Consider the following 12997-nt stretch of genomic DNA (forward strand, 5'->3'; position numbering starts at 1 on the left):
TTGGCGGGAAATATTGATCCGTTCCGGTTGGTCATCCCGAATTTTCCCGTGGGTATAATCGCGCCCCCACAGTTAGTTGAAGATCAGGAGTCAGGTGTGCGAGCAGTCGTAGTAGCGGTGGTCATCGGTCTCTTTTCCGGCGCAGCGATGGCGGCGGATCATTACGTTGAAGTGTGGAATCCGCCCGAGGCGTCGACGCAAAAGCACGCCGCAGCGCCGAAGCGTGCGGCTTCGAAGCCGGCGCAAGGCGCGAAGAGCGCGAGTCAGAAAGCCGCGAAGAGCGCCACGAAGAGCGCCGCGAAGAGCGCCACGAAGGCCACGAAGGCCGTATCGAAGAGCAACGGGAAAAATGCGCCGAAAGTAGCATCGGGCAAAACGAAGCCTGCGCAGGTTGCAGCGAAGCCCGTACAAGAAAGCGCTGCGCCGCCGGGCAAGGCGAAAGGTCAGCGCGTAGCCGCGACACCCGCATCCAGCCATGCGAGCACGGCGACGAAATCCGCTCGCACTGCCAGCGTCAAGCCGAAGTCCGCAGCGCCCGGCCGCGAGTTGCCGCCGATTTTGGGCTGACTCCGGAAAGCGCCGCGCGCCCCAGATCCACGATGCGTGCGGACAGATTTTCGAGCCGCGGCGACTGCACCTTCCACGCGTGCCAGAACAGTTCGATGTCGGTCGGCTGCCTTGGCGCGAGATCGACGAGTTCGCCTCGCGAAGGAATTTCAAGCAACGGCGGGCAATGCCATATCCGACTTATCTTATCGGCGGAGCGCAGGATGACCCATCACCCACTCTCCAACCCACCCGCCAGCAACCGCAACGTCTCCAGCGTCCGCCGGTCGCGCACGCGCGAATGCATGGTTACGCGCGATTCGGGCAACGCCGGCAGGCCGAGGCGCGAGCCGACGTCCACCAGACCGCGCGGCGCGACGCGCCGCGCCAGCGGCGACACCGCGATGCCCGCCGCCGCCGCCGCGCCCACTGCAGCCACGCCGCCGCCAATAAACGCTTCGTGCCACGCAATGCCCGCATCGTCGAGTGCGCGCAGCGCCGCTCTGCGCACGCTGCACGGCGCTGCCAGCAATGCGAGCGGCAGCGGCTCGTTCAGACGCGGCATCCAGTCGGGCGTAGCGAGCCAGGCGATGGGCTCCGTGAAAAGCGGCTGCGCGTCGTCGCGTGGCGCTTCGTCGGGCTCATAGCGGACGATGACCGCGTCGAGCCGCCGCTCGTCGAACTGATCCAGCAACGCCGCCGACATGCCGAGATGCAGCTCGATCACAAGCCCCGGATCATGCGCTTTCAGCCTGCCGAGCAACTCGGGCAGATTCGCGCCCGCGACATGCTCACTCAAGCCAAGCGCGAGCTTGCGATGTTCCACCGAGAGCGACCCCAACGCCCGTTCATGCGCCTGCAGCAAGTCGCGCGCCGCTTCGAGAAACGCGTTTCCCTCAGCGGACAGCCGCACGAGCCTTGGCGTACGATCCAGCAACTGCCTGCCGAGATGCGCTTCCAGCCGTTTCAGCTTGAGGCTGACGGCGGATTGGGTAGTGCTGAGCGCATCGGCGGCGCGCGTGAAACTGGCGAGATCGGCGACCAGTACGAATGCCCGGACCGCGTCGAGATCGAGAACTTTCATTTCGTTTGAAAATGACTGATATCTTCAATGATATCTACTCATTATGATCTGCGCGGCGCAAGATGGCTACGTGAATTTTTCATTAACTGATGGAGGTCAATCATGCCGCTTACCCGAATTTCACTTCGCGCCGGCAAGCCCGCCGAATATCGCAAGGCGCTGACGGATGGCATCCAGCGCGCGCTGATCGAACACTGCAAGGTGCCGGCGGACGATATCTTCATGCTGATCAACGAACATGACGAAAGCAACTTCGTGTTCGACCGTCATTATCTTGGCGTCGAGCGGAGCGACGATCTCGTCGTCATCCAGATCACGTTCAACAACACGCGGACGCTCGAGCAGAAGAAGGCGTTTTACAAACAGGTCGCCGATAACCTCGCGGAGTCGCCCGGCGTGCGACGAGAGGATGTTTTCATCAACCTCGTCGAGGTGTTGAAGGAAAACTGGTCGTTCGGGAACGGGATCGCGCAGTACGCGCTTTGATGGCGCATCGCGCCGCGCCACGCCGGGGAAGCCAGATAGAAGCTCGCGTCAAGGCGAGGGCAACAAGCCGTTCAGCAGGCTTGTCCTCGCCGGCGCGACGGGGACGGCGCAACTGCCGGCCGAAGCAAAAAAGGCGTTTGAACCGGCGACAGGCGCGGGCCCGTCGCTCGTCCAGCGTACGTTGCACGTGCTGATGCCGGTGTCATCGGCTGCCATGTCGCCGGGCCGCGCGACAACCTGCGCAAACGAGTTCGCGCGCAGGCTCACTTTTGCCGCGTAAGCCTTCGAGCCGCCATAGCTCTTCAGCGCGGTATTCAGGTCGCCACCGGCCGACTGCATGTAGCCATACAGGATTGCTGAGCCGGCTTCGATATTGGCGGTCGGCTCCGTCAGATCATCCACATTCTTCAGCAGCCGTTTGTGGGCGCTCGGCACGACCTGCATCAGGCCGGTTGCGCCGTTTGCGCCTTTGGCCTTTTCCTTGAAGCGGGATTCGATCGAAATGATCGCGAGCAGCAGCGCCGGCGGCAGCGAGTATTTCGATGCCGCGGAGGTCACGGCAGCCGATATCTGCTCGGCTTTTTCCTTTGCCACGCCAAATTTCTGCGTGAGGTACGCAGAAATCTGGGCGACCTGCTCGTTCTCATCGGCCATCGCGCAGGGCGTCAGGCCGAATGAAAGCAGGATCAGGAAAAGGAGACGTCGCATGCTTCGATGGAAGACGGGGAAAGGTTGAATTATAGCGGTGGTGACAGGAAGCACCATATTGATCAGATGAAAGCCTTCGGCGAGCTTGCGGCAGCGCCCGACGCGACGTTGCAAGCCAGACCCGGCCGTGTACCATCGAGCGTCAGCGTTTCAAGGCGGCCGGCGACCTGACGCGCGTCCGGCTGAGCCACGCTTCATCCTTTTCCTGCACGCAAAATGACCGGTAAACGCGCATCCCGCACGCCCCACGAACCGCTCGAACTCGGCGGTTCCGTGTGGTTTCAGGCAGGTGAACAGACGCTTGGCGGCGCATCGCGGATCGCGCTCCTCGCGGCCATCCGCCAGACGGGGTCGATCACCGGCGCGGCGCGTGCGGTCGGCATGAGCTACAAGGCCGCCTGGGACGCCATCGACACGATGAACAACCTCGCCGGCGAGCCGCTTGTCGTGCGCGCGACGGGCGGCAAGGGCGGCGGCGGCACCACGCTCACGCCGCGCGCCGTGCGTCTGATCGAGACGTTTCGTGCGGTTGAACATGAGCACCAGCGGTTTCTCGAACGGGCCGGCGCGGCGATCGAGCACTTCGCCAGCGACTGGCCATTGATCGGCAGGATCGGCATGAAAACAAGCGCACGCAACCAGCTGTTTGGCACGGTGTCCGCGATCACGCGCGGCGCCGTCAACGACGAAGTGTCGCTCGCGCTGCCAGGCGGGCAGACGATCGTCGCGGTCCTTACGCACGAAAGCACTGAGACGCTCGGGCTTGCCGTCGGTGCGGCGGCATTTGCGCTCGTGAAAGCGTCGTGGGTGATGCTGATGGTCGACGAAAGCGGCGGAGCGCCGGTGCGGCTCTCCGCACGCAATCAGTTGCGCGGCACGGTCGCAGCCGTGAAGCGCGGGGCGGTCAATGCGGAAGTGTCGCTGGCGCTGGAGGGTGGCGTCGTCGTGACGGCGGTGGTCACGAACGGGAGCGTCGACACGCTCGGTCTCGTGGAAGGGACACCGGCGATCGCGGCGTTCAAGGCTTCAAGCGTGATTCTCGGCGTCAGCGACTGACCGTAGTCAGCATCAATACACGCTGCGCGCGTAGCCCGCGAACGCGGCGTGCGGCTGCACGCGGCCGTCGACGATGTGCACGACCTGGTCGCCAAACGCGGCGACATCGTCGGGGTCGTGCGTGATCAGCAGCATCGGAATGTCGAGCCGCGTCTGCAGGTCCGATAGCTCGCTTCGCATGCGTTGTCGCAGTGCGTAATCGAGCGCGGAGAACGGCTCGTCGAGCAGCAGCAGTTGCGGATGCGCAACCAGCGCGCGCGCCAGCGCGACACGCTGCTTCTGTCCGCCGGAAAGCTGCGCCGGATGATTGCCCGCGACGCCGCCAAGATCGAGCGCTTTCAGCCAGTAATCGACGTCCGGGTGGTGGACGCGCGCACGCGGATTGAGCCAGCCCGGGTGCAGCCCGAACGCGATGTTCTGCCGGACATTCAGATGCGGAAACAGCGCGTAGTCCTGAAACAGATAAGCGACCTTTCGTGACTGCGGCCTCAGATCGATGCCGCGCGCGCTGTCGAAGAGCGGCGCGCCATCAAGCATGATCGCGCCTTCGTCGGGATGCTGAAGGCCCGCGATCGCCTGCAGCGTGAGACTCTTGCCTGCGCCCGACGGACCGAACAGCACGACGCGCTGGTTCGTCGTCTCGAACTTGACGTCGAGGGTGAACCGGCGCTCGGCGGTCACGAAAGTCTGGCGGATGTCGACGGAGAGCGTCATGTCAGCGGGAGGTCAAAAGCGTATGTTGCGGCACGAGCCGGCCCGCGAGCAGCAGGATCACGACGCACGTCACCGACGTCACCAGCACGAGGAAGTTGGCGGTGCTGTCGTCGCCGGCCTGCACGGCGGCGTACACGGCCACCGAAAGCGTCTGCGTGCGGCCGGGCAGATTCCCGGCGATCATCAGCGTCGCACCGAATTCGCCAAGCGCGCGCGCGAACGCGAGCAGCGTGCCCGCAAGAATGCCGCGCGTAGCCAGCGGCAACGTCACGCGAAAGAAGATCGCGGCTTCGCTGACGCCGAGCGTGCGCGCGGCACGTTCGAGCTGTGGATCGACGGATTCGAACGCGGCGCGCGCCGACTTCAGCACGAGCGGAAACGCGACGATCATCGACGCGATCACCGCGCCCTGCCACGTGAACACGAGCTGGATGCCGATGCTGTCGAGCCAGCCGCCGATCGTGCCGCGCCGGCCCAGCACGACGAGCAGGTAATAGCCGAGCACAGTCGGTGGCAACACGAGCGGCAGCGTCAGCAGCGAATCGACGACATCGCGCGCGGCCGAGCGCCAGCGCGACAGCCCGAAGCCGGTCGCGACGCCGAACACGAGGTTGAGCGCGGTCGCCCAGCCTGCGACTTTCAGCGAGAGCAGAAGCGGAATCCAGGCTTGTTGCATGTTGGGCGGTTTCCGTTGCGAGCGGTTGCGGGCGCCAGTGTCAGTGCGCCGGCTTGAAACCGTACTTCGCGAGCACGGCCTGGCCGTCCGGCGACAGTACGTAGGCGATGAACGCCTGCGCCTCGGCCGCGTGATGGCTGCCTTCGACAAGCGCGATCGGATAGGTGACCGGCGTCTGCGTCGGCACGGTCAGCGCGACTTTCACGCGGTCGGGCATGACCGCCGCGTCGGTGCCGAACACGAAGCCGGCGTCGACTTCGCCGCGCGCCACGTAATCCAGGCTTTGACGCACGTTCGACGCGAGCACGCTCTTCGCGCTGACGGCGTCCCACACGCCGGCGCTTTTCAGCGCACCTTCCGTGTAGCGGCCGACCGGCACCGAAGCTGGATCGCCGTAGGCGATGCGCTTGACTTCGGCGGTCGTCAGGTCACGCAGGTTCGCGGGCGTGAACCTGCTGTCCGACGGCACGATCAGCACGAGCGAGTTCGCCGCGAAATCCTGGCGCGTCGCCGGCACGACGACCTTCTGCTCCGTGGCCTTGTCCATCGCTTTCTGGTCCGCTGAGGCGAACACATCGGCGGGCGCGCCCTTCACGATCTGTTGCATCAACACATCCGATGCGCCGAAGTTCATCAGCACTTTCGTGCCCGGATGCTGCTTCTCGAACGCCTCGCCGACAGCCTTGAACGCGTTGGTCAAACTTGCCGCCGCCGATACCACAAGCTCGTCGGCACGGGCGTCGGCGCAGATCGCGATGGAAACGGCGCTCGCGGTGACAAGCGCGTGCTTCAGCAGACGGCGAAGGGAAATCGACATGAGTTCAGTAATCCGGTGAGAGCCGGACGAGCGTTGAAAAGCGCTATCGTAATATAGCTGCGGTTATAACGGTGGGGATGCTGGACATATTGAGGGCAGCATGAGCCTCATGCGTTGTTACCCGGTGTTACGCGTCGGTTGCGGCAGGAGGAGGGAGAAGGGTGTCGCGCGTACGTGACACGGGCGCGGGCGGCCGGTCGTGGCTGGCCTTCCAGCGCGCGCGAACGAATGGCCGGTCGTGGCCCGACACTTTGAGCGCGATATGGGTAACCCAGCGCTGCGTCGGCACGCGCACGTCGTGCAACGTAACTGTCAGGGCGACGAGGCTGAGCGCCACCGCCGCCGCCGACAGCTGGCCGGGGCGCGCATGCCAGGCGGCGCGCACGAACAGTAACGCGGCACCCGCGCCGACGAGACAGCCCGTGACGGCTTCAGACGGCGAATGCGCCTCGAGCACCACCCGCGACAGCCCGACCGCGATACCCGCGACGAGTCCGAGCAGCACGCCGGCAATGCGGATCGACCTGCGCGCAGGCAGCAGCATCAGGAACAGGGCGACGGGATAAACGGCCGTCGACAGCATCGCGTGGCCGCTTACGCCGGTGAAATCCAGTACGCGCACCCCGACGCCCCAGCCCAGAAACGCGAGCTTGGTGATCGTGACGACGCAAATCGCCGCGCCGAGCAACCCCAACCACAGTGCCGCCATCCGCCAGGTGTAGCCGATCGCCAGCCACAGCGCGATGGCGATTGCGAGCGGCAGCGTGAGGCCGGCACCGCCGAGGCTGGTAATCGCGTACCACAGGTGAAGAGGCAGATCAGGCATGGCAGCAGCCGCGGCAGCGGCCACGGAGAATCCGGCAAAAATGAGGGTGATTAAACGCGAGCGTGTGCTGCCTGACAGACAAATGCAACAAGCGGGCTTAGCGTGCTGGCCGACAGCCGCCAGTATAAAGTGAGTACGGGCGATGCGGACGCGGCATACGACGCTCGCGATCGGCAGAGGACCAGACGCGGGTTTGGCATGCAGTCAGCATCTTATGGGAATTGGTGTTATTGTGCATTGCACAACAATCCACCCATTCTGGCCCGGAACGGTCCCTTTTTGCGAGGTTTATCCGATGGCAAAAAGTCTGTCGAAACTCTGGCTGGGCGGTCTCAAGCGCCTGCTGGCCGCCCAAACGAAGCAAACCCAGGAATCCCTCAAGCGCACTGCAGCACGGCCGGCGCGTCCGGTAGCGAAACCGCCCGCCAAATTACGCACGGTCAAAACCCGCGACTTGCCGCACGCCGGAGCCCGCGAGTCGCGAGTGCGGCCGCGCGCCGCCGCATGGGCGAGCGGCGACTGGACGCGCTCATTCCATTCCGCGCCCGTCGCGCCTGGGCGCCTCGTCAATCACCTGTCGTATGGTTTGTATGTCCCGCCCGGGCGCGCGCTCAAAGGGCTGCCGCTCGTGGTGATGCTGCACGGCTGCACACAGTCGGTCGACGAATTCGCCGAAGGGACGCGCATGAACCTGCTCGCCGACCGCTTCGGTTTTGCAGTTGTCTACCCTGAACAGTCGAAGCACGTTCACGCGCATCGCTGCTGGCACTGGTACGACGCGAGCGAGCATGCGGGCGGCGCGGAGGCGCGCGCGGTGGTGTCGCTGGTCGATTCGCTGGTGGAAACCTACCGTTTTGATGGCGAGCGGGTGTACGTCGCGGGGTTGTCCGCGGGCGCCGGGCTCGCTTCACTGCTGGCTGTCGAATATCCGGAAAAGTTTGCGGCGGTGGCGCTCCACTCTGGTCCGGCGATGGGCGAAGCCCATTCAGGCATTACCGCGATGGACGTGATGCGGCGCGGAACGCGCCAGGATCCGGTCACACTGATCGACGCTGCCGTCGACGTCGATGCCTATCCCGGCATGCCGGCGATCATCATGCACGGCGATTCGGACAACGTCGTCGCGCCGGAAAACGCCGAGCAGCTGGCGGTCCAGTTCGCGCGCCTGAATGGCGTACTCGACGTGAACGGCGAGCGGCGCAGCGGCGAGGTGCGCGAAGAGCGCAAGGCCGGCGTCGTGACGCGCGATTACATCAAGAGCGGCCGACGCGTGGTGCGTCTGTGTCGCGTGCACGGGCTGGGCCACGCCTGGAGCGGCGGCGATGATGCCGTGCCATTCCATTCATCCAAAGGGCCGGATGCATGTGCGCTGATGTGGGAATTTTTCCGCTATCAGCGTCGCGCGGCCGAAGCTGTGCCGTCCCGCGCCGCTATTAGTGCGGCGGCTGCGCGGCAGGCGTAGCGCGCGTCCAACGGTCGCAGCAGGTAAACATGGCGTTCGATCAGGGTTTTCCCTATAATAAGGGTTATCCACTAGGAATAAACCCTAGATCATCTTCGGAGTTGACCATGTATCTGCTGACCCGCCTGTTCCTGTTCCTCACGAAATCGCCCGACCAGATCGCCAAGGAATATAGCGACGCGTACCTGTCGGAAGCCACCGATCTGCATGACCTCGAATTCCGTATGCGCAAGCTGGATCGCGAAGCGAATCGTCGTCAGCCGTCGTGGATGAGCCAGCACTAAGCATCCGCTTCAGTGCCGTCGTACCGAAGTAAAGCATCACCGTAGCACCGCAACACCGTAGTAGCAGGTCACTTTCCGAAGCGGGCCAGTGTGTGCTGACGCGCTTCGGCATGGTCGACCGCCGGTGACGGATAGTCTTTCCCCAACGTCACCCCCCATTTTTGCAACTGTTCGGCTCCCGCCAGCCATGGCGCGTGGATCCATTCCGATGGCACTCCGGACAGTTGCGGCAGATAGCGCTTGATGAAACGGCCCTGCGGGTCGAATTTTCCCGGCTGCGTGACCGGATTGAAGATCCGAAACCACGGTTGCGCGTCGCATCCTGTCGATGCCGCCCACTGCCATCCCCCGTTATTCGCCGAAAAATCGAAGTCGTTCAGCAGAACGGCGAAGTAGCGTTCTCCCCAACGCCAGTCGATACCCACATCCTTGACGAGAAAGCGCGCCGTCACCGTCGATGCGATAAACACGCGTCATTAGCAGTTCATTGTGGGGTGACAGCGCACGCGACATAGCGGGCGTATGACCTGCCGACGATACCATCGAAGTCAAACAACGCGCGGAAGCGCATCAATGCAAACGACGCGCGGCCGGTCAACGACGCCCTTAGGCGCCGCGCCGGCGAAGCGCGTCGTGCTCTACGTGCAGCCCGCGCGCAACTGCGCTCAGGCAACCTGCAGGCGCACAGCCACGTTGTTGCGCGTTGCGTTCGAGTACGGGCACACCTGGTGCGCGGCGTCGACGAGTTCGCGTGCGGCATCGGTTGCGAGGCCCGGCAGCGAAACGCGCAGTTCGATATCGAGTGCGAAGCCGCCGTTGTCATTCGGGCCGACGCCCACTTCTGCCGTCACGGTCGTATCCGCCGGGATCGCCTGCTTGCGCTGGCCGGCGACGAACTTCATCGCGCTCAGGAAACAGGCCGAGTAGCCGGCTGCGAACAGTTGCTCAGGATTAGTGCCTTCCGCACCGTTGCCGCCGAGTTCGCGCGGGGCGGCCAGCTTCACGTCGAGAACCTTGTCCGACGATACCGCGCGGCCATCACGTCCACCGGTGCTCGTTGCCGTTGCCTTGTAAAGAATGCTCATTGTGTTGCTCCTTTAAAGTGGGTGCCACGCGGTGTGGCGGTCGCCATCGATCTGGCATGTCGATAAGATATCGCACTAATCATTAGTGTGCAAACTAATTTGGCTATCCCGGCGATAGACGGCGGGGCGCCGGCTTTTAGCTCTCGTTGTAGTCGGTGAGCGTGGTGCGCAGGCGCGTCAGGTCGTCGCGCAATTTGAGGAGGAATTCGGGCGCCTGCTGGGTCGCGCAGAAGATTTCGGCGGGCACTTCACGGGCGGCGCGTTTGAGCGCGGTTCCAGCTTTGGTTAGCCGGATGTAGACGAGCCGTTCGTCCGTGACGCCGCGCTCCCGCTCGACGTAGCCTTGCGCTTCGAGGCGTTTGAGCAGCGGCGTGACGGTCGCCGAATCGAGATTGAGACGGGTTGCGATGTCCTTGACCGTGACGTCGTCCGCTTCCCAGAGCACCAGCATCGCGAGATATTGCGGGTACGTCAGCCCGAGTTTTTCGAGGATGGGCTTGTACGCTTTCGTCATCGCGAGCGACGTCGAGTAGAGCGCGAAGCAAAGCTGTTCGTCGAGCGTGAAGGGGAAAACCGGGCGCTGGGTCATGGTGCTTACCGTCCAGTAAGTGCGCGCGAATGGATCGCGCGCAAATCATTGTGCACCAATCGCGAATGGCTTGCGAGAGGCTGATGCTGCCCGGCAGGCAGCGGCGAAGCGCACCGCAAGCCTCCAACGCTGGCTGACACGCCCGGTGCGCTGACGGACGAACAGCAGCGCGAACGCCTGCTGCCCGTCGGGATCCTGCAAGCCGACAGGCTTAAGCTGCCGGCGTAGTGGGCGCGTCCGGCGCTTCGGGCGTCTGCACGCCGAAGCAGCCGCGATAGGTCGCGTAGAACGAGCAGTAGAGCATCGTCGTGACGACGATCGTCGCGGGCATCAGCACGACGAACGCGTACTCGGCGGCGCCGAGCGCCTGCATCAGCGCGGACAGCCCGAACGAAATCGTGATCGCCATCGCGAACCACAGCGCGCCAAACACGATGAACGCGCCGCGATTGCGCCAGCAGCTCACGAGGCTGAAAAACATCGCCTTCGCGGGCGGCACTTCGTGCCAGGTGATGAGTACCGGCGAGAACCAGAACAACATCGCGACCGGAATGTAGAACGCGAGAGCGGTCAGGACGGCGAGCGGAATGTCGCTGTTGACCATCGCTTCCGGTTCCATGCTGGTACCGCCAAGCATCACTTTCAGCAGCATGCCGCCGTCCGCGATCGCCGAACCTGCGAGTACCAGCGCCATCGCCACTACATACAGCACGCCGAGCATGGCGAGCCGCTTCGCGGCCGTGCCGCCATACGAGCGGAAGCCGTCGACGAGGATCGTCGGAAAGACCGGCTTGCCGGCGATCGTGTCGCGGCACGCCGCCATGAAGCCGACGGCCACACCCGGAATGACCGCGAGCGGCAGAAACCCGCCGATGATGGGGATCTGTGAGATCAGCATCATCGCGAGCAGATAGGTGAAGAACAGCGTCAGGAACGCGAGCGGATTCTTGCGGAACAGCCAGATACCCTGCCGGAACCAGACATAGCCGGCCTTCGCGGGAACTTCGATCAGTTGCATGAGGTATGGATGCCAGGAAGTGCAACGCCAGACAGGCGCTCGCGCAGGATGCGCTCGAAATGGCCTGGATCGTGCGGCTTCAGCATTTCAGCCGCACGGGGCATGTAAAAGTCATAAAGACGCGAGACCCAGAAACGGTACGCGCCCGCGCGCAGCATGTCATCCCAGTGGCGGTTCTCTTCCGCCGTGAACGGCCGCACGGTCTGGTAGGCACGCAGCATCGCCTCGACGCGCGGCATGTCGAGCGCGCCTGTTGTGAGATCAGTGCACCAGTCGTTCACCGTGACGGCGACGTCGAAGAGCCACTTGTCGCAGCCGGCGAAGTAGAAATCGAAAAAGCCGCCGAGGCGCACTTCATGGCCGCTTTCCGGCGCCGCGTGCGCGAACAGGACGTTGTCGCGGAACAGGTCGCAGTGGCACGGGCCTTCGGGCAGCGCGGCGTAGTCGTCGGAGGCGAAGAAGGCCTGCTGATGCGCGAGTTCCGTGGTCAACAGGTCGCGTTGTGCGCCGCTCAGGAACGGCGCTACCGCCGGCACGGTTTCCTGCCACCAGGCGAGGCTGCGCAGGTTCGGTTGATGATTCGGGAAAGCGCGTCCGGCGAGGTGCATGCGCGCCAGCATCTGGCCGACTTCGATGCAGTGCTCTTCGCGCGGCGCGAGTTCCGGCGCGCCTTCAAGACGCGTGACGATTGCAGCGGGCTTGCCGTGCAGCAGGCCGAACAGCGCGCCGTCGTCGCGCGGCATCGGGTCCGGCACGGGCACCTTGTGCGCGGCCAGATGGCGCATCAGATCCAGATAGAACGGCAGCTGTTCAGCCGTCAGCTTTTCGAAAATCGTGAGGACGTATTCGCCGCGCGTCGTCGTCAGAAAGAAGTTGCTGTTTTCGATGCCGGACTGGATGCCGCGAAAATCGACGACTTCGCCGAGATCGTAATGACGCAGCCAGTGAGCGAGTTGGGTGTCGGTGACAGCGGTGAAGACGGCCATGCGGGAAAAGGTGGAATCAGGTTGGTCGGACTGACGCGTGCGGCCAGTGCATTCGGAACGGCGACAGGCAAGGGCGAAAGCCGGCGAGCACTGCGCGCGCCAGCGATGCGGGCAGGCAGCGCACACGCGCTGCCGGCGCAAGATCAGTAATGCAGGTTCACCGACGGCAGGCGTGTGCTGGCGCGACCGTTGTCACGCACCTGCGGCGACGTGTCGGGCGACGCGCTCATCTGATAGCGCGTGCCGAAGTTCGAATGCACGTCGATCTCGACTGGCTTGCCCTTGTCACGGTACTCGGTGATTTCCGTGCCGCTGCCGCTGCGCTCGTAGAAACTCGGCGTACGCGGCTGGTTGATTTCCACTTTGGAACTGACTTGTGCGGCTGGACGGTTGATTGCCTCCAGATCCGGCAAGCCGGCCCGTTCGTTGGCGGCGTGGGCCTCGGCGGCAGCCTGGGCGTCGGCGGCGGGCTGCGCGGCCATCGCGACGCCGCTACAGGCGAGCGTCAGCGCAACGGCGACGGGAAGGAGCGGCTTCATGGTAATTCTCCGGGTAGGTGCCCCGATTCTAGCAAATCCGACCTGCCAGAAGGGCGTGACCGCCTTATTTTGCGCTGCTTTCGCGACACTCGCCGGGTTTTTCGACGCCCTTCGCACGTGC

General features: G+C 64.1%; 17 protein-coding genes and 1 pseudogene. 5 read left to right on the forward strand and 13 right to left on the reverse strand.

Translation table 11 applies throughout. The features are described from left to right. Window positions 1-96 precede the first annotated feature (96 nt). The gene (locus tag P3T16_RS02915; protein WP_429341108.1) at window positions 97-567 is read left to right on the forward strand and encodes a hypothetical protein; all 471 of its coding nucleotides are present in this window, start codon (window positions 97-99) and stop codon (window positions 565-567) included. Window positions 568-778: 211 nt separating this feature from the next. Here P3T16_RS02915 and P3T16_RS02920 read toward each other — a convergent pair whose 3' ends face one another. Further along, complete coding sequence (locus P3T16_RS02920) at window positions 779-1630, reverse strand: LysR family transcriptional regulator (RefSeq protein WP_429341109.1); 852 nt, start codon at window positions 1628-1630, stop codon at window positions 779-781. A 102-nt stretch (window positions 1631-1732) separates the two neighbouring features. On the opposite strand from P3T16_RS02920, the gene P3T16_RS02925 reads away from it, so the two are divergent. Beyond that, window positions 1733-2116 (forward strand): tautomerase family protein, encoded by a 384-nt coding sequence (locus tag P3T16_RS02925; RefSeq protein WP_429254142.1) that lies wholly within the window; start codon window positions 1733-1735, stop codon window positions 2114-2116. A gap of 48 nt (window positions 2117-2164) precedes the next feature. Here the strand turns inward: P3T16_RS02925 and P3T16_RS02930 are convergent, their stop codons facing one another. Beyond that, window positions 2165-2824 carry a transglycosylase SLT domain-containing protein gene (locus tag P3T16_RS02930; RefSeq protein ID WP_429341110.1) on the reverse strand — a complete coding sequence of 220 codons (660 nt, stop codon included), beginning with the start codon at window positions 2822-2824 and terminating at the stop codon, window positions 2165-2167. Between the two features lie 62 nt (window positions 2825-2886). Next, window positions 2887-3015, reverse strand: coding sequence for a hypothetical protein (locus P3T16_RS02935; protein ID WP_429341111.1), 129 nt, complete (start codon window positions 3013-3015; stop codon window positions 2887-2889). 25 nt (window positions 3016-3040) lie between these two features. Here P3T16_RS02935 and P3T16_RS02940 point away from each other — a divergent pair, with 25 nt between their 5' ends. Continuing rightward, a complete protein-coding gene (locus tag P3T16_RS02940; protein ID WP_429254145.1) occupies window positions 3041-3880 on the forward strand; it encodes a TOBE domain-containing protein in 840 nt (279 codons plus the stop codon). Between the two features lie 12 nt (window positions 3881-3892). On the opposite strand, the gene P3T16_RS02945 is transcribed toward P3T16_RS02940, so the two are convergent. From P3T16_RS02945 to P3T16_RS02960, 4 genes are all read right to left on the reverse strand, one after another. Further along, window positions 3893-4594, reverse strand: a complete 702-nt coding sequence (locus tag P3T16_RS02945; RefSeq protein ID WP_429254146.1) for an ATP-binding cassette domain-containing protein — start codon at window positions 4592-4594, stop codon at window positions 3893-3895. 1 nt (window position 4595) lies between these two features. After that, window positions 4596-5270, reverse strand: a complete 675-nt coding sequence (gene modB / locus P3T16_RS02950) for a molybdate ABC transporter permease subunit (RefSeq protein ID WP_429254147.1) — start codon at window positions 5268-5270, stop codon at window positions 4596-4598. Between the two features lie 40 nt (window positions 5271-5310). Next, the gene (gene modA, locus P3T16_RS02955; RefSeq protein WP_429341112.1) at window positions 5311-6087 is read right to left on the reverse strand and encodes a molybdate ABC transporter substrate-binding protein; all 777 of its coding nucleotides are present in this window, start codon (window positions 6085-6087) and stop codon (window positions 5311-5313) included. Window positions 6088-6214: 127 nt separating this feature from the next. Beyond that, window positions 6215-6913, reverse strand: coding sequence for a phosphatase PAP2 family protein (locus P3T16_RS02960; RefSeq protein ID WP_429341113.1), 699 nt, complete (start codon window positions 6911-6913; stop codon window positions 6215-6217). A gap of 295 nt (window positions 6914-7208) precedes the next feature. On the opposite strand from P3T16_RS02960, the gene P3T16_RS02965 reads away from it, so the two are divergent. Together P3T16_RS02965 and P3T16_RS02970 are read left to right on the forward strand one after the other, a co-directional pair. Then, window positions 7209-8375, forward strand: coding sequence for an extracellular catalytic domain type 1 short-chain-length polyhydroxyalkanoate depolymerase (locus tag P3T16_RS02965; RefSeq protein ID WP_429341114.1), 1167 nt, complete (start codon window positions 7209-7211; stop codon window positions 8373-8375). Window positions 8376-8482: 107 nt separating this feature from the next. Further along, complete coding sequence (locus P3T16_RS02970) at window positions 8483-8659, forward strand: DUF3563 family protein (protein WP_429254151.1); 177 nt, start codon at window positions 8483-8485, stop codon at window positions 8657-8659. Between the two features lie 68 nt (window positions 8660-8727). On the opposite strand, the pseudogene P3T16_RS02975 reads toward P3T16_RS02970, so the two are convergent. The 6 genes and pseudogenes from P3T16_RS02975 to P3T16_RS03000 all read right to left on the reverse strand — a co-directional run. Then, a pseudogene (locus tag P3T16_RS02975) lies at window positions 8728-9111 on the reverse strand (FAD-binding domain-containing protein); the annotation flags it as partial. Between the two features lie 213 nt (window positions 9112-9324). Beyond that, window positions 9325-9744 carry an organic hydroperoxide resistance protein gene (locus P3T16_RS02980; RefSeq protein WP_429254152.1) on the reverse strand — a complete coding sequence of 140 codons (420 nt, stop codon included), beginning with the start codon at window positions 9742-9744 and terminating at the stop codon, window positions 9325-9327. A 136-nt stretch (window positions 9745-9880) separates the two neighbouring features. Further along, window positions 9881-10333 (reverse strand): MarR family winged helix-turn-helix transcriptional regulator, encoded by a 453-nt coding sequence (locus P3T16_RS02985; RefSeq protein WP_429254153.1) that lies wholly within the window; start codon window positions 10331-10333, stop codon window positions 9881-9883. A 211-nt stretch (window positions 10334-10544) separates the two neighbouring features. Further along, window positions 10545-11351: a BPSS1780 family membrane protein gene (locus P3T16_RS02990; RefSeq protein ID WP_429254154.1), complete on the reverse strand. Its 807-nt coding sequence runs from the start codon at window positions 11349-11351 to the stop codon at window positions 10545-10547. Continuing rightward, window positions 11342-12337: a homoserine kinase gene (locus tag P3T16_RS02995; RefSeq protein ID WP_429341115.1), complete on the reverse strand. Its 996-nt coding sequence runs from the start codon at window positions 12335-12337 to the stop codon at window positions 11342-11344. Before P3T16_RS02995 ends, P3T16_RS02990 begins: the two co-directional genes overlap by 10 nt. 143 nt (window positions 12338-12480) lie before the next feature. Continuing rightward, window positions 12481-12876 (reverse strand): hypothetical protein, encoded by a 396-nt coding sequence (locus tag P3T16_RS03000; protein ID WP_429254156.1) that lies wholly within the window; start codon window positions 12874-12876, stop codon window positions 12481-12483. Window positions 12877-12997 lie beyond the last annotated feature (121 nt).

This window comes from Paraburkholderia sp. GAS42 (assembly GCF_050436565.1).
Taxonomy (GTDB): Bacteria; Pseudomonadota; Gammaproteobacteria; order Burkholderiales; family Burkholderiaceae; genus Paraburkholderia.